The organism is Bacillus sp. SD088, assembly GCF_017355205.1.
Taxonomy (GTDB): domain Bacteria; phylum Bacillota; class Bacilli; order Bacillales; family Bacillaceae_C; genus Lederbergia.
Genome location: NZ_JADIJK010000011.1, coordinates 1 through 20,329 on the forward strand (window position 1 = coordinate 1; position 20,329 = coordinate 20,329).

Annotated in this window: 15 protein-coding genes and 1 pseudogene; 12 read left to right on the top strand and 4 right to left on the bottom strand. The window is 35.9% G+C overall.

What is annotated here, in order from left to right; genetic code table 11:
- Positions 1-162 precede the first annotated feature (162 nt).
- Positions 163-600 carry an ester cyclase gene (locus IPU53_RS11010; RefSeq protein ID WP_207450685.1) on the top strand — a complete coding sequence of 146 codons (438 nt, stop codon included), beginning with the start codon at positions 163-165 and terminating at the stop codon, positions 598-600.
- A gap of 448 nt (positions 601-1,048) precedes the next feature.
- On the opposite strand, the pseudogene IPU53_RS11015 reads toward IPU53_RS11010, so the two are convergent.
- Positions 1,049-1,341 (bottom strand): annotated as a pseudogene (locus IPU53_RS11015) (DUF3626 domain-containing protein); the annotation flags it as partial.
- 197 nt (positions 1,342-1,538) lie between these two features.
- On the opposite strand from IPU53_RS11015, the gene IPU53_RS11020 reads away from it, so the two are divergent.
- The 4 genes from IPU53_RS11020 to IPU53_RS11035 all read left to right on the top strand — a co-directional run bounded on the left by IPU53_RS11020 (position 1,539) and on the right by IPU53_RS11035 (position 6,786).
- Positions 1,539-2,054, top strand: a complete 516-nt coding sequence (locus tag IPU53_RS11020) for a DinB family protein (protein ID WP_207450919.1) — start codon at positions 1,539-1,541, stop codon at positions 2,052-2,054.
- 1,008 nt (positions 2,055-3,062) lie between these two features.
- Positions 3,063-4,151 carry a GerAB/ArcD/ProY family transporter gene (locus tag IPU53_RS11025; protein ID WP_207450686.1) on the top strand — a complete coding sequence of 363 codons (1,089 nt, stop codon included), beginning with the start codon at positions 3,063-3,065 and terminating at the stop codon, positions 4,149-4,151.
- Positions 4,148-5,638 (top strand): spore germination protein, encoded by a 1,491-nt coding sequence (locus IPU53_RS11030; RefSeq protein ID WP_207450687.1) that lies wholly within the window; start codon positions 4,148-4,150, stop codon positions 5,636-5,638. Before IPU53_RS11025 ends, IPU53_RS11030 begins: the two co-directional genes overlap by 4 nt.
- Complete coding sequence (locus IPU53_RS11035) at positions 5,635-6,786, top strand: Ger(x)C family spore germination protein (protein ID WP_207450688.1); 1,152 nt, start codon at positions 5,635-5,637, stop codon at positions 6,784-6,786. The genes IPU53_RS11030 and IPU53_RS11035 overlap by 4 nt, the downstream gene beginning before the upstream one ends.
- 530 nt (positions 6,787-7,316) lie before the next feature.
- Here IPU53_RS11035 and IPU53_RS11040 read toward each other — a convergent pair.
- Positions 7,317-8,672 (bottom strand): MATE family efflux transporter, encoded by a 1,356-nt coding sequence (locus tag IPU53_RS11040; RefSeq protein WP_207450690.1) that lies wholly within the window; start codon positions 8,670-8,672, stop codon positions 7,317-7,319.
- A 151-nt stretch (positions 8,673-8,823) separates the two neighbouring features.
- Here IPU53_RS11040 and IPU53_RS11045 point away from each other — a divergent pair, with 151 nt between their 5' ends.
- Positions 8,824-9,477, top strand: a complete 654-nt coding sequence (locus tag IPU53_RS11045; RefSeq protein WP_207450692.1) for a TetR/AcrR family transcriptional regulator — start codon at positions 8,824-8,826, stop codon at positions 9,475-9,477.
- A gap of 132 nt (positions 9,478-9,609) precedes the next feature.
- On the opposite strand, the gene IPU53_RS11050 is transcribed toward IPU53_RS11045, so the two are convergent.
- Positions 9,610-10,011: a hypothetical protein gene (locus IPU53_RS11050; protein ID WP_242698236.1), complete on the bottom strand. Its 402-nt coding sequence runs from the start codon at positions 10,009-10,011 to the stop codon at positions 9,610-9,612.
- A 592-nt stretch (positions 10,012-10,603) separates the two neighbouring features.
- On the opposite strand from IPU53_RS11050, the gene IPU53_RS11055 reads away from it, so the two are divergent.
- Both IPU53_RS11055 and IPU53_RS11060 read left to right on the top strand, forming a co-directional pair.
- On the top strand, positions 10,604-11,605 hold the full coding sequence (locus IPU53_RS11055; protein WP_207450694.1) for an extracellular solute-binding protein: 1,002 nt from the start codon (positions 10,604-10,606) through the stop codon (positions 11,603-11,605).
- A gap of 52 nt (positions 11,606-11,657) precedes the next feature.
- Positions 11,658-13,088 (top strand): phosphoribosylaminoimidazolesuccinocarboxamide synthase, encoded by a 1,431-nt coding sequence (locus IPU53_RS11060; protein ID WP_207450702.1) that lies wholly within the window; start codon positions 11,658-11,660, stop codon positions 13,086-13,088.
- A 689-nt stretch (positions 13,089-13,777) separates the two neighbouring features.
- On the opposite strand, the gene IPU53_RS11065 is transcribed toward IPU53_RS11060, so the two are convergent.
- On the bottom strand, positions 13,778-14,563 hold the full coding sequence (locus tag IPU53_RS11065) for a polysaccharide deacetylase family protein (protein ID WP_242698237.1): 786 nt from the start codon (positions 14,561-14,563) through the stop codon (positions 13,778-13,780).
- Positions 14,564-14,742: 179 nt separating this feature from the next.
- On the opposite strand from IPU53_RS11065, the gene IPU53_RS11070 reads away from it, so the two are divergent.
- The 4 genes from IPU53_RS11070 to IPU53_RS11085 all read left to right on the top strand — a co-directional run bounded on the left by IPU53_RS11070 (position 14,743) and on the right by IPU53_RS11085 (position 20,315).
- Positions 14,743-14,997: a hypothetical protein gene (locus IPU53_RS11070; RefSeq protein WP_207450704.1), complete on the top strand. Its 255-nt coding sequence runs from the start codon at positions 14,743-14,745 to the stop codon at positions 14,995-14,997.
- A 952-nt stretch (positions 14,998-15,949) separates the two neighbouring features.
- The gene (locus tag IPU53_RS11075; protein ID WP_207450706.1) at positions 15,950-16,177 is read left to right on the top strand and encodes a heterocycloanthracin/sonorensin family bacteriocin; all 228 of its coding nucleotides are present in this window, start codon (positions 15,950-15,952) and stop codon (positions 16,175-16,177) included.
- Positions 16,178-16,422: 245 nt separating this feature from the next.
- Positions 16,423-18,375 (top strand): putative thiazole-containing bacteriocin maturation protein, encoded by a 1,953-nt coding sequence (locus IPU53_RS11080; RefSeq protein WP_207450708.1) that lies wholly within the window; start codon positions 16,423-16,425, stop codon positions 18,373-18,375.
- Positions 18,375-20,315: a TOMM precursor leader peptide-binding protein gene (locus IPU53_RS11085; RefSeq protein ID WP_207450710.1), complete on the top strand. Its 1,941-nt coding sequence runs from the start codon at positions 18,375-18,377 to the stop codon at positions 20,313-20,315. The genes IPU53_RS11080 and IPU53_RS11085 overlap by 1 nt, the downstream gene beginning before the upstream one ends.
- Positions 20,316-20,329: the final 14 nt, after the last annotated feature.

A 20,329-nucleotide genomic window follows, 5' to 3' on the forward strand; every position in this document is an offset into this window, starting at 1 on the left:
ATAATTGAAAGAAGATGAGAAAGGAATTGGTATAATCGCATATGAAATTGCTATCTTTATTAATATCACACTTCTGAGATCCATTTGAACATCATTATGGTATCAGAATACTTGCAGCCATAAATTAATTATTTATTTTATTACAATAGGGAGGTTAGAAAGTTGGATAATGAAACGCATAGTAACAAAAAGATTGTGGAGGGCATGGTAAAGGCAATTAATGAACGTCGTATTGATCAACTAACAGAATTCATGGCAAGCGATGTTATCGACTATAACAAAATCATTTATGGAGAAGATGATAAACCGGGTGCTGCCTTTGAAGGATTACGCCAACAATTGACGGCATTCAGCCCATATTCTATTTATATTGATGAGCTAATCGCTGAAGATGATCGAGTAGTTGCAAGGATTACACAAAACGGGATCCATAGTGGCACTCATCCACGGATGCCAAACCCTACTAACTTGAGTTTTGAAAACGAAGCCATTTTCGTGTTTACGGTTAAAAACGAGAAGATTACAGAAATTCGGGCAATCAGCGACCGTTTAGGTCTTTTTCTCCAACTTAACTGGGATTGGCCAAAATCAGAGAAATAATCTTTTTCTATTCCATATAGAACGCTTTAATAATAATGATAAACTCAATATCTTAATTCTAATGTTGAGAACTTGACATTGTGGGCATTCCTTTTTTTAATTAGCTATCCAAAATAAATACGTTCCTTACTTACAGTTATGAGTGAGCATATAAACAGGCAAATGAAGAAAATATTTTCAACATTAATACTCTCTTTAAAAAGGAATTAGGATTATCATGTATAACTCAAAATATAGATAAAAAATCGGTTGAATAGATTTTTTAGCAAATAAGATAATTTTCAAATGGAAATCATAACTAAAAAAGATAAATAATAAGGAGGAATTTTAAATGAAACACTATGTTTTACAGCTGTACGATTATAACATCTGGACGAATAATAATTTTTTAAAAAATTGAATATTTAAGACATAACCTTTCTAAAATTGGGCCTATAAACATTTTTTAAAAAGAGGGGTCTGCGACAAGTACTTCCACGTCTTCTTTCAGGGAAATATCCCTATGAACCCGGGCTTCAATGTAATGATTAAGATTCCGATTTGGCTCTTTTTTTCGAACATGCTTTTCTTGAGATTCACTAATAAATGGTTTACTAATTTTGTTGGTGTCATCTCCATTTCGCCAATTGCGGATTCTCTAGTATATGCTTCTTTTAACAATGCAGCTAAAATCAGAGCAAACTCTTGATAAGTACCCTTTTCTTTTGGACCTTGATGAGAATCTAAATACGTAAATGTAGAGAATTAAAGCTATTATGGCATGTTCTTGCTAGATACGGAAACTCCTATAAGGGTAATTAAATGAAAAGTTTGTGAAAGATTGGATTTTCTTTAATCAACTTTTAAAAAAACGAGTCTTCTTATTTAAGAACACTGCCCAAGCTTTCTGACAGAAGGTTAAAATGGGTTTATATACTGAACAATTGGAGGTAGTAGCGATGTTGAAATTATTTCAATACAACTGGCAAGTTCGTGATGGTTGGTTTACATGGTGCGAAGACATACCAGAGAAAGAATTATTAAAGAATCGAGTCGGTGGGTTCGGAAGTATCCTGCATACGCTGTTTCATATTGTAGATGTAGAATATATGTGGATCATGGGTTTGAGTGGTGAACCAGTGCCAGAAGAGCCATTATTTAAGGATTATGCTAGCTTACAAAAAGTGAAAAATCTTTCAGCTCAATACCATAAGAAAGTGGAGCCATTTGTAAAATCTTGGACAAATGAAATGGATTCTCGGAAACTTTCAGAAAGTGATTTCAATGAAGAACCGATTAGCCATAGAGATACACCGATCAGACGTCGAGTTATTGAATGTACACACGGAGAGATCATACGTCATGTCATTGTCCACGAAATCCATCATATTGGTCAGTTATCTATATGGGCACGTGAAATAGGGAAGGAGCCTGTTTCTGCCAACCTCAGAGGAAGAGGGCTATTCAATAATTGAAAGGAATACAGGGAGTTCGAGCTTTATAGAAAAATTATTTCTCAAATATTATTTTAAGAGTCTACATTGATTAATTTATTCAAAGATAGACTTCGCACTTAGTAGAAGATATTGATTTTCTATGCAATCGTATCGGCATCTTTAAGGATGGCAACGTTTTATTCGAGGGAGATCCGCAACAGCTTAAAAAAAGGCAAATCAGCAAGTTTATCAATTAGAAATATTACCAGAACAACTAGATGAAGTCATTCAATTGGATGATAACGGATCACATATATTAGTAAGATTCTTATCAAACGAACCGATCGGTAAAGTAGTTCCACTTATATTGATTGAATGAATGAGTTAAAACATCATTTTCAACTTGACATCCGTTTGTTAAAAGGAATCTATATCATTCCATTTGCAGGATACTTGCTTACATTACTACTAATGTTACTAAGATACCCTGAAGAATCTTATTTACCATATATATTTTTACAAGGGATAGCTATACCAGCTGCTGGATTGCATTTAGTTTTTCCGTATAGTTCAATTTTGCGTGAAGCCTTAGTATTAAAACTCCTATATAATGAATTTGCACGGATGTGCTTCTTTATTATATAGAAGGGTGGGTCAGTCATGTCTTAAGTGGGTCAAGTTTATGTCAGGGGTGGATCAAAAAGATGGCACAACTGGTTCAATCGGAGATTCATCGGCGAATTTCTCAAACGTCACATATCTTTTAGAATGTCGCGTAGTTCCCCTTCCAAAACCTCGACAAAAGAGATTATAACCAAATGCCAGAATCAAAAGCCCGTTTTGTATATTGCCTGTTCCTCTCGTACGAAACTTCTTCAGTTGATTGCGCAGCAACAGTCAAATGTGTAAAGTCAATAACTTCTTTTAAAGTAAAATTTTTTTACCATAAAATGCAGAGCATCGGTTCCCTAGGTTAGATTTTTTCTTTGAATAAATTATTCTGAAAATGAACAGAATAATAGAAAAAGAAGTTAAAGGAACATTTATATGAAGTATGGAGCTATTTCAGTTATCCATGTTATTTTATTATCCATGACGTTTATTGGTTTGAAAAATCATGTAACGATATTGCCATCACTCTTATCACGAGCCGGTAGAGATGGATGGATATCCGTTTTATTCGCTACACTTCTCATATTAATTTGTGTATTTTTACTTTTATATACACATAAAAAAACAGAACAAAAGGAGATCAAACAATGGTTAGATGAAAAATTAGGTAAAGTTTGGTCTACCATTTTTCACATAATTATTGCTCTGTTTTTAATGTTATTGGCAGCTTTTACGATGCGAGAAACATTGCAGTGGATTAATGCAACTTTTTTAATTGAAACCCCTATTTGGTCATTATTAATTATCTATATGGTATTATGTATCATGCTTGCATTGTCAAGTTTACGAACGATTTTAATTTTGAATGCTCTTGTTTTATTTGGAGTTGTTGTTTTTGGTTTTTTTGTAGCAATGGTTAATATTCAAGTGAAAGATTACACCTTAATATTACCTATACTTGAAAACGGCTTTCAACCTGTTTTAAAAGGTATGGTTTATCCAGCTTCAGGAATGATTGAAGTCGTATTTTTCCTTTTTTTACAACACAAAATAAAAGGACGAATTCGATTTATTCACTATCTCATTATCATAGGAATAATAATGGGACTAACATTAGGTCCATTAGTAGGGGCAATTACAGAGTTTGGCCCTGATGAAGCGGTAAAGCAACTATATCCCGCTTATGAAGAATGGGGGATTGTTAGCATTGGCCGTTTTATTGAACATCTTGATTTTTTATCTATATACCAATGGCTTACAGGGGCATTTATTCGAGTAGGATTACTACTTTATTTCGTAATTCATTTGTCTAATTTTCATAAAAAACAAAAAAAAATATGGTTTCTCATGACCCCAGTTTTTCTAATAATATGTTTGCTTTTATTGAACATAGAAGATCATACATTTATTAAATTGCAAGAGCATTATTTTTTACCTCTTACTTTTGTTATATTACTGATCGTCTCTTTATTTTATGCTTTAGTTGCTTTTATTACGACGAGAAATAGGAGGACTGAAACATGAGTTCAAAGCAGGAAGAAAATAATATAAATACTAATAATGAACAAATAACGAATATAAAACAATTAAAACAGTTATTTGAAAAATCATCTGATGTACACTTTCAAAAATATACATTTAATACGTATAGTGTCTATTTTATTACATGTGATGCAATGATTAACAAACAAATGTTGCACGATGTCATTGTGGAGAGAGTAAAGTTATATTTATTAAATATAGATGAAAAATCAATAAAAGAATCTATAGAAAACCAGTTGCACCTTCCAAATCTTCAGAAATTAGAAAAGCAAGATGATATTACAACACATGCTTATACGGGACATGTCATTCTTCATTTTGAGGATGTCAACCTGATTTACTCTAGTGATATTGCAGACAAACCTAACCGTAATCCAGAAGAAACAAAAACAGAAGTACCTGTCAAAGGTCCAAGAGATAATTTTATTGAGGATATATCTGTTAATATTGCATTGGTCAGAAAACGGTTGCCAACAAATTCTTTATTTGTAGAAAAGTTTGAAATAGGAAAAAGGACAAAAACAGCAGTTGCGATTCTTTATTTCGATGATATTGTAAACAAGGATATTATTAATGGGATCAAAAATAAAATCGAAAAGATTGATTCAAATATAGACGTACTTTTCAATGGAGATATCTTAATGGAGTTTATTGATAAAAATTCCAAACTTTTTCCTAGATATGACTATACAGGAAGGCCAGACTTTGCAGTGGAAACTTTAATAAGGGGGCGGGTGTTTATTCTTGTTGATGGGGTGGCGTATGGAATAATAACACCAGTCAATCTGTTTTTACTATTCAAGACTTCAGAAGACAATGAATATCCAGTCGTCTTTAGCTCATTTGAAAGATTGTTACGTGTATTCGGAATTTTGGTAGGTACATTGCTTCCAGCTTTTTGGTTGGCTTTAACAACTTTTCATCAAAACCAATTACCATTACAATTATTGGCCACAGTTGTTCAATCGAGTACAGGACTGCCGTTTCCCGCAGCCTTTGAAATGCTTATTATGCTTATTATGTTTGAATTATTTCGCGAAGCGGGACTACGATTGCCAGATGCAATTGGAGGTACACTAAGTGTTGTTGGAGGGTTAATCATCGGTGATGCGGCAATTCGCGCAGGAATAACAAGTCCAGCAATGGTTGTCATTATTGCAGTATCGGTTATATCAACATTTACTTTAGTGAATCAATCATTTGTTTCTGCTGTTAGTATGGTTCGTATTTTCTCCATTATGGTTACTGCTTTATTGGGCTTATTTGGTTTTTTTGTATCTTTATACGTTGTCCTTTTATATTTAGCTAATATCCGGATTTTTGGTGTTCCATATTTAAGTGTAACAGATCATTTAAAATGGTCTACAATAAAACAAACATTTTTACGTCAATCACAGAAAAATTATAAATATCGGCCAGGTGAATTAAAGACAACAGATGATACAAGATTAAACGAGGATGAAAAATGAAGATAATCAAAAATACGCTCCTAATGATACTAATGGCTCTAATTCTTTCTGGATGCTGGGATAATCAAGAAGCTGAGCGAATGCTGTATGCTCATGCAATGGGAATTGATTTTGTAGATAATCAATATAAGGTATATTTACAAATAATTAATTTATCAAGTGTAGCTAAGACAGACAATCCGATTACACCAGAGGAATTACAAGTGGAAATTGGTAGTGGCACTGGAGCAACGATGGAACAGGCGATATTTGATTTATACAAATCGATAGACGAGGAGTTGTTCTGGGGGCATTTAACCTATCTTATTTTCTCAGAAGAAGCATTAAAAGAACAAAGAGTAAATACTGTAATTGAAAGTTTTATTCGTTATGCTGAAACAAGATATCGAATTTGGGTTTATAGTACAAAAGATGATATGAAAGATCTATTGTTAACTGTACCGATCAATAATACGCCGATAACGATATCTAAACTGGATGATCCTTTAAACTCCTATGACCAAAATTCTTTTATTCATCCCATCAACATAAGAGAACTGATTATTGGATTTAATGAACCCAATCATGAAATCGTCATTCCATTTGTTAGCATTTCTGAAGATTGGGATAATAGAGAGGGAGAAACACCAAAGCCCAGTATAATTGGAGGAAGTTTACTAAGTTTAACAACCTATAAAGAAACATTAATAAATGATGAAATAGCGGGTCTTCAATGGATAAATAATAATTTTAAAAAAAGTGAAGTCTCCTTCCTTTTGGATAAGAACAAAAAGGATTCGCATGCTTCTATTTTTATCCATGATGTAAATGTAAAAGTTACACCTATCCTAAAAGCTAATGACATAACATTTAATGTTAACTTATCGGTGATAGCGGTTGGTAATATTATTCCTTCCGGAGCAAAATTAGCTGATTTAGAAAATGGGGTAAAAAATACAATTAAACAAGAAGTTATGAGAACATATAGAGCAGGATTAGAATACAATACGGATATTTATCGATTGTCTGAATACGTTTATCGCTATCATAATAAAGAATGGAAAAAATTAGAGGAGAATGGGAAAATAAAATTGAATGAAAATTCTCTTTCAATCGAAGTTAATATAAGGAAGTTTAAATCAGGAAGAATGTCTTTAACTGATTTATAAGAGATAAAGGTGTTTTACATGTTGCTTCTTCAATACTGTTTTAAGCCAATAATTTTGAAGTTCGGACAAAAAACTTAAAGTAATGTTTCTTCAAATTCTGCCATTATCTCACATAATCGGTTTCACTTCTGAAAGAGGTGTACATTCAAATTTTCCCATAAAAAAAGACGCTTCATTTGAAACGTCTTTTGTCGAAGATATCAAATATTTATAGTGATAAGTCCACACAGTGATTTGCATTTCCATGATGAGACATGAAACGGTCCTTTAGATACTTTCTTTATGCATGCTGGGATTGTGGTACCTGTTCCAGGCCGGAAGTAAAAGGAGAAAAATCTCTCATTGTTTGCATATAAATTGGCAAGATAGTTAGGTTTGAAAGAAATAAAATAAACATGAATACAATAGTATTGGCAAAGTGAATTCATTTTCTTTAAATACATGAAAATCGAGTATCGTTATGTTCTCTCCTTCCCAATAAAAAATAATGGTAGGGATTATTTTTTCATCTACTGTGCATATTAAAATGTTTAGTTCTCCATTTTCAAACCTACCTCAAGCTTGAACTTTTTATATTGAACCCATAAATACAATACGACTACTATAAATGATATTAGGTCAGCAATAGGAGTAGCAAACCACACTCCCAGTAAACCAAAGAAGTTTGGCAAAATATACACAAGAGGAATCAACAGAATGAGCTGTCTTAAGGAGCTTAAGAAAATAGCTTTCCGTGCGTCGCCTATATACTGAAAGAAATTGGCACCAATCATTTGAATACCAACAATTGGTACCATACAGCAAAATATACGCATGCCCAACGTCGCGGTATTCAAGAGTTCAGTATCGGTGTTTCCACCAAATGCTGAAACAATATAACTACTAAAAACCTCAATTAACAGGAACATGAAGATACAAAAAAACAGCACGTACTTTATGGCATATTTCATCGTTTCCTTTACTCGTTCTATTGCCGCATGACCATAGCTGTATCCGATAATAGGTTGAATCCCTTGCCCGAGTCCTATGATTGGCATATATACGAGCATAGCGATGGTATATATCACACCATAAGCGGCAAGCCCTGTGTTACCTCCATATTCGTACGATACTCTATTGAAAATTAAAGAAACTAAGCTTAAAGATATTTGTCCAATAAAGCCAGAAAATCCAATAGATAGAATTTGCTTTATTTCATCGAGATAAAAACGCATGTATGTGTGATGTAGCATAATACCAGTCTTGTTCTTAAATAAGAATTGCAAGGACAATGAGGCACTAACAAGGTTTGCAATGACTGTTCCAAGAGCAGCACCACCAACGCCCAGCCCTAAAACAAAGATGAAAATAGGAACAAGAATGATATTAACAAATATACCGACAATAAAATTAATGAATGCTCTTTTGGCAAAACCCATGCTGCGAATGATACTATTCATGGATTGTGAAATAACAAAGAATACAGAACCGACTAGAAAATAGGTTGAATACTCTACTGCATAATTAATATTCCCACTATTGGCACCATATAAGTAAAGGACAGGTTTAAGGAATATGATCCCCAACACAGCAATTAATAAAGAGAGCGTCAATGATAAAATGAAAGATGTACCTACAATTTTTTTAGCACGTTCATTATCGTTTTTTCCCAGAACAATCGATAAATTTGCACCTGCCCCAGACCCAATTAATTGAGCCAACGATTGCATAATAAGATACAAGCCAAAAGCCACTGTTACAGCCGAGATAGCTAGTGTATCGATGCCCATAGCTATGAAGATACGGTCAATTGCCATATTGATTGAATTTACTACTAAGGCAAGAATGGCTGGTGTGGAGAAATTTCTAATTAGTTTCGGTACTGGCATAGTTTCAAGCTTATTCACAAGCTCACCTCATAATTTTTATAATGTAATGTGAGTAATTACTCGTATTTTAAAGTATACTTTGCTTTATTTTTGATGTCAATAAAATATGAGTAAATACTCGCTTTTTATATTGACAATCCAATAGAGTAGCTTTAGAATACATGTTATAATGGAAAGGAATGATTATAAATTGGGAAGCAATTCAAATGTATCGAAGCGTCGAATTCCTAAACAGGACAGAAGCAGACAAAATCGTGATAAAATATTAAATGCTGGTTTAAAATTATTTAGTGAAAAGGGATATTACGAGACAACGACCAATGAAATAGCAAAAGTGGCTGGCGTATCAATCGGGAGCTTATATTCATATTTCAATGATAAAGATGAGATATTTCTTAGTATATTGGACAGCTATCATAAGAAATTCCTTTCTTTTTTTCATGAAAAAGACGAGGATTTAAGCTATGAACTATATGCCAGTGATATTAGACAATGGTTAAGAAATCTTATGGTCAAGTTACTTGATATACATGAATCTGTGAAGACGTTGAATAGAGAAATGAATATAATGTATTACTCCAAACCACAAGTAGCACGTATCATGGACACGCAAATAGAACGAATACGTACAATGACGATGAGTTTTATCGCTCGATCTGGGAGCAATGTTTATGATATAGAAGCAACGTCTGCGATTATAGTTGACTTCATTTCTACAGTAATTGACAGGATTCTTTATAAAGAAAATGATAATCTGGATAAAGATAATATCATTGAAGCTAGTGTGGACATTCTTGCAAAATATTTATCTAAGGAGGAATAATAAAAAAAGGAGCATATCAATAACTTATGCATCCTTTTTATATATAATATGAGTGGTAACTCATTAAAAACCTACTTTCTCTTCCTCAATTTTTTTAACATTGGGGTTTACATATAATTTAAATTAAAGAATCTATTGAAAAGCCTTCTTATCTAGCCTGTTTTTAGAACTTTCTATCTTTAAACCTATTATCCAAAATAACACCAATAGATAGTTTTCTACAGCCCCAATCAAACTGATAGTTTTAATTCCATCTTCAATAAATCCTAGAAAATGATTGGTGCCAAAACCCAATCCTCCAACTATCAGTGATATTACGACAATCCTCAAAAAATAATAGTCGTATTTCAAATTTACTCCTATTAGAATGGGCAGGATTGCTAAGTTCCAAAACCCAATTTCTCTTTGCCACCCCGGTGCGATACCATATTCAGATTTAGAACCCATCATTTTTGGAAAAAACAATTGCATTATGGCGGCTCCAGTCATGGCAACAATTAAAACGATAAACATAATACGCAGTAATTTATTCATATGGTTATTCCTCCCTCAATGCTATCTAATACATCTATTCGTAATCATTGAAGCTAGTTCTCTATAGGATTCATCAAAGCTGATAATTTCATTGCCATCAGCTATGGAAAGCAATAGTATCAAAACAAGCCCTTGGAAAACAGATTTACTAACGATAAAATCATCTGCAATGGACTTATAAACTTTTTCCCATATTAGTTGTTTTTGAGAGTGAATTTGATTTTTTCCTTCCAAGGAAAGTTTATTTAGCGTGGAACTAAACTCTTTTCAGGTGATTTTAATAATCCATGGATATTCTTTTACTACATTTTTCAAATAAAGCAAAAGGTTAAAAAGAAAAACAGAGCTAGAAGGAGCCGCTCTATATTTTTATTGTTATTATCTTTACTTTGGTGCATGAAAATACACAAAAGCCCAAAAAAAGCTTAATTGGAAAAAAAGGGTTTAATGGGACAGGAATCATTTCGGATTAGATGATCTAGCTAAAAGGAGTGCGTGTCGAATTTTGGACAATGTCGTCAAATATTGGCATTGAAACCGTTGTCACAACTATATATACTGAAAGCAATTGAAAATTAAGGAGGTTATATAGTTGAGAAAGATTGCGTATTTAGGAGTAATATTACTTATTGTGTTAGGTGCTTGCAGTTCTGGAGAAGAGGATGATAATAAGTTAGTTATTTATTCCCCAAATAGTGAAGATATTATAAATACCATTATTCCAATGTTTGAACAGGAGACAGGTATTGAAGTAGAACTTGTCTCAGCAGGTGCAGGTGAATTAATTAAGCGAGTGGAGACAGAATCAGAGAATCCATATGGAGATATTCTTTTTGGAACTATTAGAAAAGGAGAACACCCTGATTTAATTCAAGAGTATGTTTCTCCAAATGATGAAGCCATGTTAGAACAGCATAAAAACTATGAAAATTTATACACGCCATATATTACAAATGGCAGCGTTTTACTTGTAAATACTGATTTAATAGGCGATATCAAAGTAGATGGATATGAAGACCTTCTTAATCCAGAATTAAAAGGTAAAATAGCTGCAGCGGATCCAGCTGCTTCCAGCTCATCCTTTGCGCAATTAACAAATATGCTGCTTGCCATGGGTGGTGACTATACTTCAGACGAAGGTTGGGATTACGTCAGCCAGCTAGTCGAAAACCTGGATGGCAGAGTTGCAAGTGGATCAGGTGCTGTTCACAGGAGTGTGGCCGATGGAGAATATGTAGTTGGCTTAACCTATGAAGATCCTGCTTTAGCTTATGTAAGAGATGGGGCGCCAGTTGAAGTGGTATATCCAAAAGAAGGTACAGTCTTTTTAGATGCGACAGTAAATATAATAAAAGATGCTAAAAATTTAGATAATGCAAAAGAATTCGTTGATTTTGTTATTTCAGAACAATCTCAGGAGGCATTTGGTACAGAATTAACAAATCGTCCACTTCGAGAGAACGTTGAGCTAGGAGAAAGTATGGTAGATATTGCTGATATCTATACGATTGAGGAAGATGAAGAATATGTAAGAGAGCATAAGGATGAAATTGTAGAAACATATAAGGATGTATTTATGGAGGCTCAAGAATAGTTGTATCTTTATAAATTAAACTAAAAGAAGATGTTCAAAAAGGAGAATAACTGTGAGTGTAACTATTCATTTCAATGACATAATCAAGAAATATAATGATAAAACCGTTATTTCCGGGCTGTCGCTTGATATTAAGAAGGGTGAGTTTTTCACCCTTTTGGGGCCTTCCGGCTGTGGAAAAACAACCTTACTAAGGATGGTAGCAGGTTTTAATAGCATTGAAGGTGGCGAAATATCATTTGATGAAAAAGTAATGAATCAAATCACACCTCAACATAGAAATATTGGCATGGTGTTTCAAAATTATGCTATCTTTCCAAATTTAAATGTGAAAAATAATGTAGCTTTTGGATTAAAGAATAGAAAAATTTCAAAAGATGAAATTGAACGGCGAGTCGATCACATTCTAAATGTAGTACAAATAAGCCAATTTAAAAATAGTATGCCGGAAAATTTATCTGGCGGGCAGCAGCAAAGGATTGCATTGGCACGTGCTATTGTGATAGAGCCAAGTGTATTGTTAATGGATGAACCTCTTTCTAACCTAGATGCCAAGCTACGCATCGATATGCGAGAGGCCATTAAGGAAATTCAATCAAAAGTAGGTATTACAACTGTTTATGTCACGCATGATCAGGAAGAAGCAATGGCGGTTTCTGATCGAATTGCGGTTATGAATACAGGTGTTATCCAACAAGTCGGTACACCGAGAGAAATCTATCAAAGGCCATCCAATATATTTGTCGCTAGTTTTATTGGGCGTACTAATATTCTGGAGCGTACTTTAACACAAGCAGAGGCTAAGCAAGTACTAATGATGGATGAAGGCTATCAGCTAGACATGTCTCATCTACCATCACAAAAAAGAGATAAAGTGAAAGTTTCGATTCGACCGGAAGAATTTACAATCAGCCAGACACAAGAGGGGATGGCCGGAGTCATTCAACAAAGTGTATTTTTTGGGATTAACGTTCATTATACCGTGAAACTGCAAACTGGAGAACAAGTGGAAGTTATACAAGAAGCAACATTTAGGGAGCCCCTTGAGCCAGAAACAAAGGTAAAACTGTTAGTGAAGAGGGAAAAATTGAATTTATTTATCTGTAGGCTCAAGGCCACAGGTAGCTTCATACGTCGATATGGTGATTATTGTGCAGAAGGAAAAAACTTAGATTTCTTAATTGAAGCTAGTCTTAAAGATGACGCGGGCGGAGACCCTATGGTTACTTCAGATACTCTTGATATGTTAGGTATTATGAGTAAATCTGAATACGAAGATGTGCGAACCCTTACCAAACAGATAACTACCTTAGTCCGTGACGATTTAATTGCCAAAGGATTGACCCTGTATGATATAAAATTAGAATTTGGTAGAATCAATGGTAAAGTGGCGCTGATAGATGAAATTTCATCAGGTTGTATGCGTGTCTACAAGGATGATAAATGGGTGCATACAGTAGAATTAGATAAATACTTTTCATAACATTATTTAGCTATAGCAATAGTCTTATGATGGTTCTATTACAACACAAAAATGGCCAAAAACCTAGTAAGCATAAGGGGTTTTGGACATTTTCCACATTCAATATAAGAGCTGTATATTTCCTATTTGTTGAATTCAGTATCCGGCTGCGCTTACGAAACAATTATTCCTCTTGTACTTTCAATATAGTCCAGAATTTCTTTTGGACGGCTTGTAGTTACTAGGCGTTGGTAGAAGAGTGCAGAGGTTATGTATACAAGAGAATGACTGCTTCCTGTCATGTTGGCTTAGAGGCAAAATTGATAATTGGGCTGTACAAAGAAAGGAATGATCAAGGCATCTGAAACGATGTACTTGTTTGAGGGCGGGCTTATTCCGATAAGGCGATTGATGTAAGCCGTGCCGGTGGCGTTGATTGTATAAGGTCCTCTAGTAACTAAATTAGGAATAACATTAATGCATCCAATGTTCCCACAAAGATAAAGACCATGATAGAAATAATCACCGTGCTAGCCATACTGTGCAAAACGACTCTATTTAATATTTCTTCAACATTTTCCATTTCATATAGAAGGAACTCCGAACCTTTCCGAATGAGAAATCCCACCTTTAAGGCTTTAGGAGTGCTTTCCGCAGATTTGCACACGTATAGCTAGTAGAGTTTGTCTTATTGCCCAAAAACATATTCATTACTGCTTGGAGGAAACTTCTAACATTTCCTGAACTGTGACCAATTTATAATCATCTTTTTTGAGCTTATCAATAATTGTTGGCAATGCGTGAATTGTGCCCGATAAATCCCCACCATCACCGGTACCAGAATGTTGTAAAATGATGGATCCCGGCGTCACATTTAAAAGGATATTGTTTGTTACCTGTTCTGCATCCAATCCCTTCCAGTCTAAAGAGTCCACATTCCAGTTCACAACTACTCTTTTATGTGAAGCGAGCCATTCCAACTGTTTATCATTGATATTTCCGTATGGCGGTCTAACAATTGTTGGTTTAAAGCCGGTATATGATTCGATTAATTCATCGGTTCTACCTATCTGATTCCGAAAATCTGTATTACTAAGGGTTAAAAAATCTGGGTGATTATATGAATGATTCCCTATTGCATGCCCTTCTCGCACAATCCGCTTTACCACATCGGGATATTTTTCAATGCGATACCCTACAAGAAAAAAGGTGGCTTTAACGTCCTTTTGTTTTAAAATATCTAATATGATAGGTGTGAAAGTTTCATCTGGGGCATCATCAAAAGTTAAGGCGACTTCCCGTTTTGACTCGGGTCCCTTCATTAAAAAGGTGCTTTTATATTTGTTTTTCAGTTTTGATAAATCAGATGGAGGATCTATGTTTGAAACGGCTTGTGCGTTGTCTAGCATAAAAGTAAGGTTTGCTGATATCTTACCTTTTAGAGAAAGAGGACTGAAGCAAAGAAATAGACACACCAACATCCACAGATGTTTCATTGACTAAAATACCCCCTTGTATTTTAAGGTTTATATAATCTTATGGTTTGTAGTAAAACGCAAAATATGTAGTGTAATATATGATTTGCGGTCAAATGTTGTTATGTAAAAAGTATTGATGAAGTACTTGATTTTAACGAAAAAGGAAGATGCTGGATGAAGGAGACTTATCGTCGTGAATGCAACATAAATTAGATTCTACAAATTTAGAAGTCCTTGCTGAAGGGGGATGGGGGCACAATTCTAACTTATTGCTTAGGAAAACTAGCCGGATATGTGGCAGACCTTATCCACTTACTATGCGTTATTTAGAAAATAATCTAAAAGGCCAAGGGTTTAAGTATCCGGATGTGGTGAGGCAAGACAAACGTAAAATGTTTACAGTCAGTAAGTTTCAAAATCAGCGTTTGAACCATTTATTTATGAGAAAATGAAATGTTTCATTTCGGGAGATAATGGTAAACCAAAGGATTGAACCACATACGATGGTTAGGGTCTTATCTTTCCTTCTGCAAAAACCTGAATGGGAAGTATGCACACTAAAAGTACGATCCCCGCGGATATTGCTAAAACCTCAATATACAAACGTAATTTAAAAAGATTCATGGAATACACCCTCATCTTAATTTGTCTTTTTATTTTATAGTAGTCAATTTCTAATAGCAAGTTTTTTCAAAAGGGGAGGTTTGTACTATAAACTTGACCTTTTGAAAAATTATCGCGATATATTTTTACGAAAACCAGAATCTCTATTATGATTGGTAAAAACAGCGAATTTCATGTTTACACGGGGAGTTGTTATTCAGGATACATTTTATAAATATGATCTGTTATCTCCTTTTTCCAAAGTAACAGGTAATCCCCAAAATGCAATTATAGCAGTAGAGTTACTTCCATTGGAGATTCATGAATAATGAAAAAACAAGTCGTTAACCGAATCTTTTAAGGAGTGCGGTCATACAGACGCAAGGCGTGAAATCATAGTTCTCGAAGCTTTTATATTTCACCATTTCAAGGCTCTTGAACCATCTGGTTTGGGGTCTTGAAATGTTTAAAGGATGCTTAGTCAAATGATGATTATTCAATAAAACTTTATCCCGCATTAACTGGCTGTAAGACCCCGCTTCAAGAATTCGTGGAAAAACCGAGAATTGTAGGTGGGGGATAAAGGAAAACCCCACTGATTGAAGTTTCACTTTATCGAGAAGTCACTGTTTTTTTCATTATGAATTAAACACCATGGAAATAGGCTTTTACATCAGTAACAACCACCTAAAAGTATCATATTGTGTTGAAGAGAGTAGAAATATTCATATGCAAGAAGCCAGCAATCGGCTTACTTGTTGCCAGTTTACCAAAGTTATTAAATGTAAAGGGGAGGTACAAATGCAGTATTATCAAAACGATTTGCAAACATTAGGGATGGATAATTATCATGTTGGTGAATTAGTTCCTATGGATCATATGAATCAATATCCAGTTCAGGCTGACAGTAGACTTTGTGGTCGTTGTGGCGGTTGCGGCGGATGTTATCGCTGTGGTGGTTTTCGTTGTGGCGGTGTTCGCTGTGGCGGTTGCTTTGGCTGTTTTGGTTGTTTTGGGTTTTTCATTTAGGTCAAATCATGAAATGCTAGTTTTATAAAAAGAAATCAACCCTGCATTAGCATAGTGTTAGTGTAGGGAATTTCCTTTTACCTTTATCTAGCTCAGCAGCAAACTTCGCACCTCCTACTACATAAGTCAATATCGTAGGTCACTAAATGAACAATTTCGCTTTTATTCTTTATCATAGTGGACAGCCACGGGTACATAAAATGATGATGAGGGATTCGTCACAATTAGGAATAAGGAGGGAATAAATGTTAAAGCTTAATTCATCCACTCGTCTAAAGGTGAAGAGGGATACATTTTTTCTCCCAGAGTCAAAGGGTGGTGTATATTTCCGAAATAATTTAAGTTCTTTCCGCATGGAAGGGGATACGATTTATCAATGGATTGAAAAATTGATACCGATGTTTGATGGCGAGAAAACATTAGAAGATTTAACAAAGGGGCTAACGCCGCCGTATCGCGACAGGGTTTACGAAATTGGAGAAACGTTGTACAAGAATGGTTTTGTTCGGGATGCTAGCAAGGATATCCCTCATCAATTAGATCGTTCCATCCTTGAAACATATGCTTCACAAGTGGAATTTATAGAGAGTTTTGTGGAATCCGGAGCGTACCGTTTTCAACAATACCGTCAATCTAAAGTTCTTGCTGCTGGCTCTGGTCCCTTTCTAGTTTCATTAGTTTCAGCATTAATTGAGTCAGGGTTGCCTAAAGTAAATGTCATGATTATGGATCCAGTCCATACAAGCAGGCAACGGTTAGATGAATTGGTTCAACATGTTAGAACGGTCGAGCCCGATGCTGAGATAGTGGAGGTACCCTTTCAAAAAGGGACAGGTGAAGAATTTTGGAAAGAGGTAGTGCAACCCTATGATTGTATTTTATACGTTTCACAGTCCGGAGATGTAAATGAATTAAGGAAACTTAACTTCGTTTGTAAAAAGGAGGGTAAGTCGTTTATTCCTGCCATATGCTTCCAAAAAGTAGGGCTCTCCGGTCCGTTATGTCATCCGGAATCGGAGGGGTGTTGGGAGTCCGCGTGGCGCAGGTTCCATCGATCTGCATTGCACACAGAACAGAAGTCTAAGCCATTTTCATCAACAACGGGAGCCATTTTGGCAAATGTTGCTGTATTTGAAATGTTTAAGAATGTTACCGGAATTGCTGATTCCAATCAAAGCAGCCAAATTTATCGTCTTGATCTTGAAACCCTAGAAGGAGAATGGTTAGCATTTATCACACATCCGCTAGCTACTTCAAGAAGTTTTACTCCCCAATTTGTTGAAGATCTTGATGAAAGGATTCAACAGGAAACGGTCAGACATCAACAGCCGAATGATCTTTTAGAATATTTCAGTCAATTAACTTCCGAAAAGACGGGGATTTTCCATACGTGGGCGGAACGAAACTTGTCACAACTTCCACTCGCACAATGCTATGTTCAGGTGGCTAATCCGATAGCTGAGGGACCGGCAGAGCTATTACCAAAAGTTGTCTGTGCAGGTATAACACATGAAGATGCAAAAAGGGAAGCGGGGCTGACTGGCATTGAAATGTATGTTACACAAATAGTCAATTCCTTGGAGTTCAAAGACGGGAATAATCAGGTTAGTCCGAATATAACAAAGGGATTTACCGGCATCGGTGCAGGGGAAACAATTGAGGAGGCTGTTTGCCGAGGGGTGCAAGTTTATTTGAATGAAGAATTGGCAAAGAGAAAGAGTGATCAGCTAAATACGATTTATATGCCGTTGGAATTCATTAAAGATAGGCAATGCAAATATTATTTTAATGCCCTAACTAGCTTAAACGATTCACCGACAATCGGTTTGCAGGAATATCTGTTAGGCTTTCCCGTGATGGGAGTAAGATCAAATGGACGCTGGTATTCTAGTGTAGGTTTAAATACTACATTAGGTATGCGCAATGCATTGAAACAAGCACTATTGGATACTCAAGACCAGGGAAACTCAAAAATGAGGAAAGAAATCGACCCAGTAGTTTTTATTAATAAAACGGAAACCAAACTTGAAATCCCTTCTTGTGATGAAGTGACACAATTACAGCTATTGCAATCCGCTATTCAGACTTTAAAACAAAACAGCAAACGGTTATTCGTTTATGACTTTACATTCGAACCTTTTATGAAACAGGAAATGGCCGGGGTGTTTGGTGTGCAGATACGAGAGGGTGAGTCTTAATGGCTACTCATATTCAAATTATCGGGCAGGGGTTATTGGCTGACTTTGTCTACGATCAATTGTCAGAAATCTTCAGCGTCAAGCGCCAAAGCATTGCTGGAGATGTCCCTGAAGATACAAAACTAGCCCTTGTCTTGCATGATGCCTGGCATCCATCAGTTCATCGCCGAGCAGAAAAAAGACTCGAATCTCTACGTATCCCATGGATTCGGGGCTTTGCTTCGTTCGGTGAGGGAATCATTGGTCCGCTTAAACGCCCTGATATACCGGGATGTTTTCACTGTGCGGACATGCGGCGCATAATAGCTGGAGCTGATAGTCAAGAGATGTGGAAGCTTCAGATGAGAATGGCGGCACAAGCAAGCCCATGGCAAGAGGCTTGGGTATCACGAACGGGATTATTGCATATGGCAAGTTTAATATGCAATGAAGTTCAGAAGATTCTGCAAGGAATACCAAGTAACTTGGAAGAGAGGATTTTCATTACGAATCTGAAAACATTAACGAACTCCATTCACCATTTCCTCCCTGATCCATCGTGTCAAATATGTAGTCAAATACCTGATGATACAGCTGAAAGAGCCCAAATCAAGTTGAGAACTTGTCTAAAAATAAACGAGGATGATTACCGCTGCCGTTCGATCGCTGAATTAAAAGCAGTGTTAGCTGAAGATTATCTCGATGAACGTACTGGTATTATGAATGGAAAAGTACATGATTTCACATTGCCTTTTGCGGATGTAGTAGTTAACATGCCGTTGTTTGGAGCGGATGAAGGAGTGGCAGGAAGGTCTAATTCCTATGAGATGAGTGAACAAACTGCCATTTTGGAAGGCTTGGAGAGATATTGCGGAATCAGGCCTCGCGGAAAGCGGACGGTGGTTCGTAATAGTTATCGTCAATTGGAGAAGCACGCACTAAATCCTATACGAGTAGGTTTACATGAAAAGGAGCAATATGAAAAAACTCATTTTCCGTTTAAGCCGTTTCATCCTGATCGGATAATGAATTGGGTCTGGGGCTACTCGTTTTTATCTGAACGTCCTATTTTAGTTCCCGAGCTACTTGCTTATTATAGCTTGGGCCATGGAGAGGGATTTGTTTATGAAACTTCAAATGGATGTGCCCTGGGAGGAAGTATAGAAGAAGCTATTTTCCATGGGATTATGGAGGTTGTTGAAAGGGACTCATTCTTGTTGACCTGGTATGCCCAGCTTCCTCTTCCGCGTCTTAATCTTCGATCCGCTCATGACAAAGAACTACAGCAGATGGTCGACCGGTTATATGAAGTGACAGGATATGACCTTTATTTTTATAATTCAACGATGGAACATGGGATTCCGAGCGTTTTTGGGGTGGCAAAAAATAGAGGGTCAAAGGGTTTAAACCTCATTTGCGCAGCCGCAGCTAACCCTGATCCTATTAGTGCTGTGAAAAGCACAATCTATGAGCTTGCGGGAACGATGGCTAGGCAAGATGAAAAACTAGAGGAAAACCGCCAAAAGTATGAAGGCATGCTACGAGATCCGTTTACCGTTCGTACAATGGAAGACCATGGCATCCTTTACGGTCTGCCAGAAGCAGAGGAAAGATTGAATTTCTTATTAAATGACAATCGCCCATTACGTACGTTTGCTGAGGAGTTTAAGCAGCCACAAGCAAATAATGATTTGAAGGATGATCTACAAAATATTCTCCAGAAATTCCAGCAGCTAAACCTTGAAGTCATTGTAGTTGATCAGACAACACCTGTCACCAGCCGGAACGAGTTATTCTGTGTGAAAGTATTGATTCCCGGAATGTTACCAATGACATTCGGCCATCATCTTACTCGGGTGAAAGGGCTAAAGAGGGTACTTACGGTACCGATGGAACTTGGATTTACGAAGGGACCATTAACATATGATCAGCTAAACGCAAATCCCCATCCGTTCCCATAATGGTAGAATAGGAG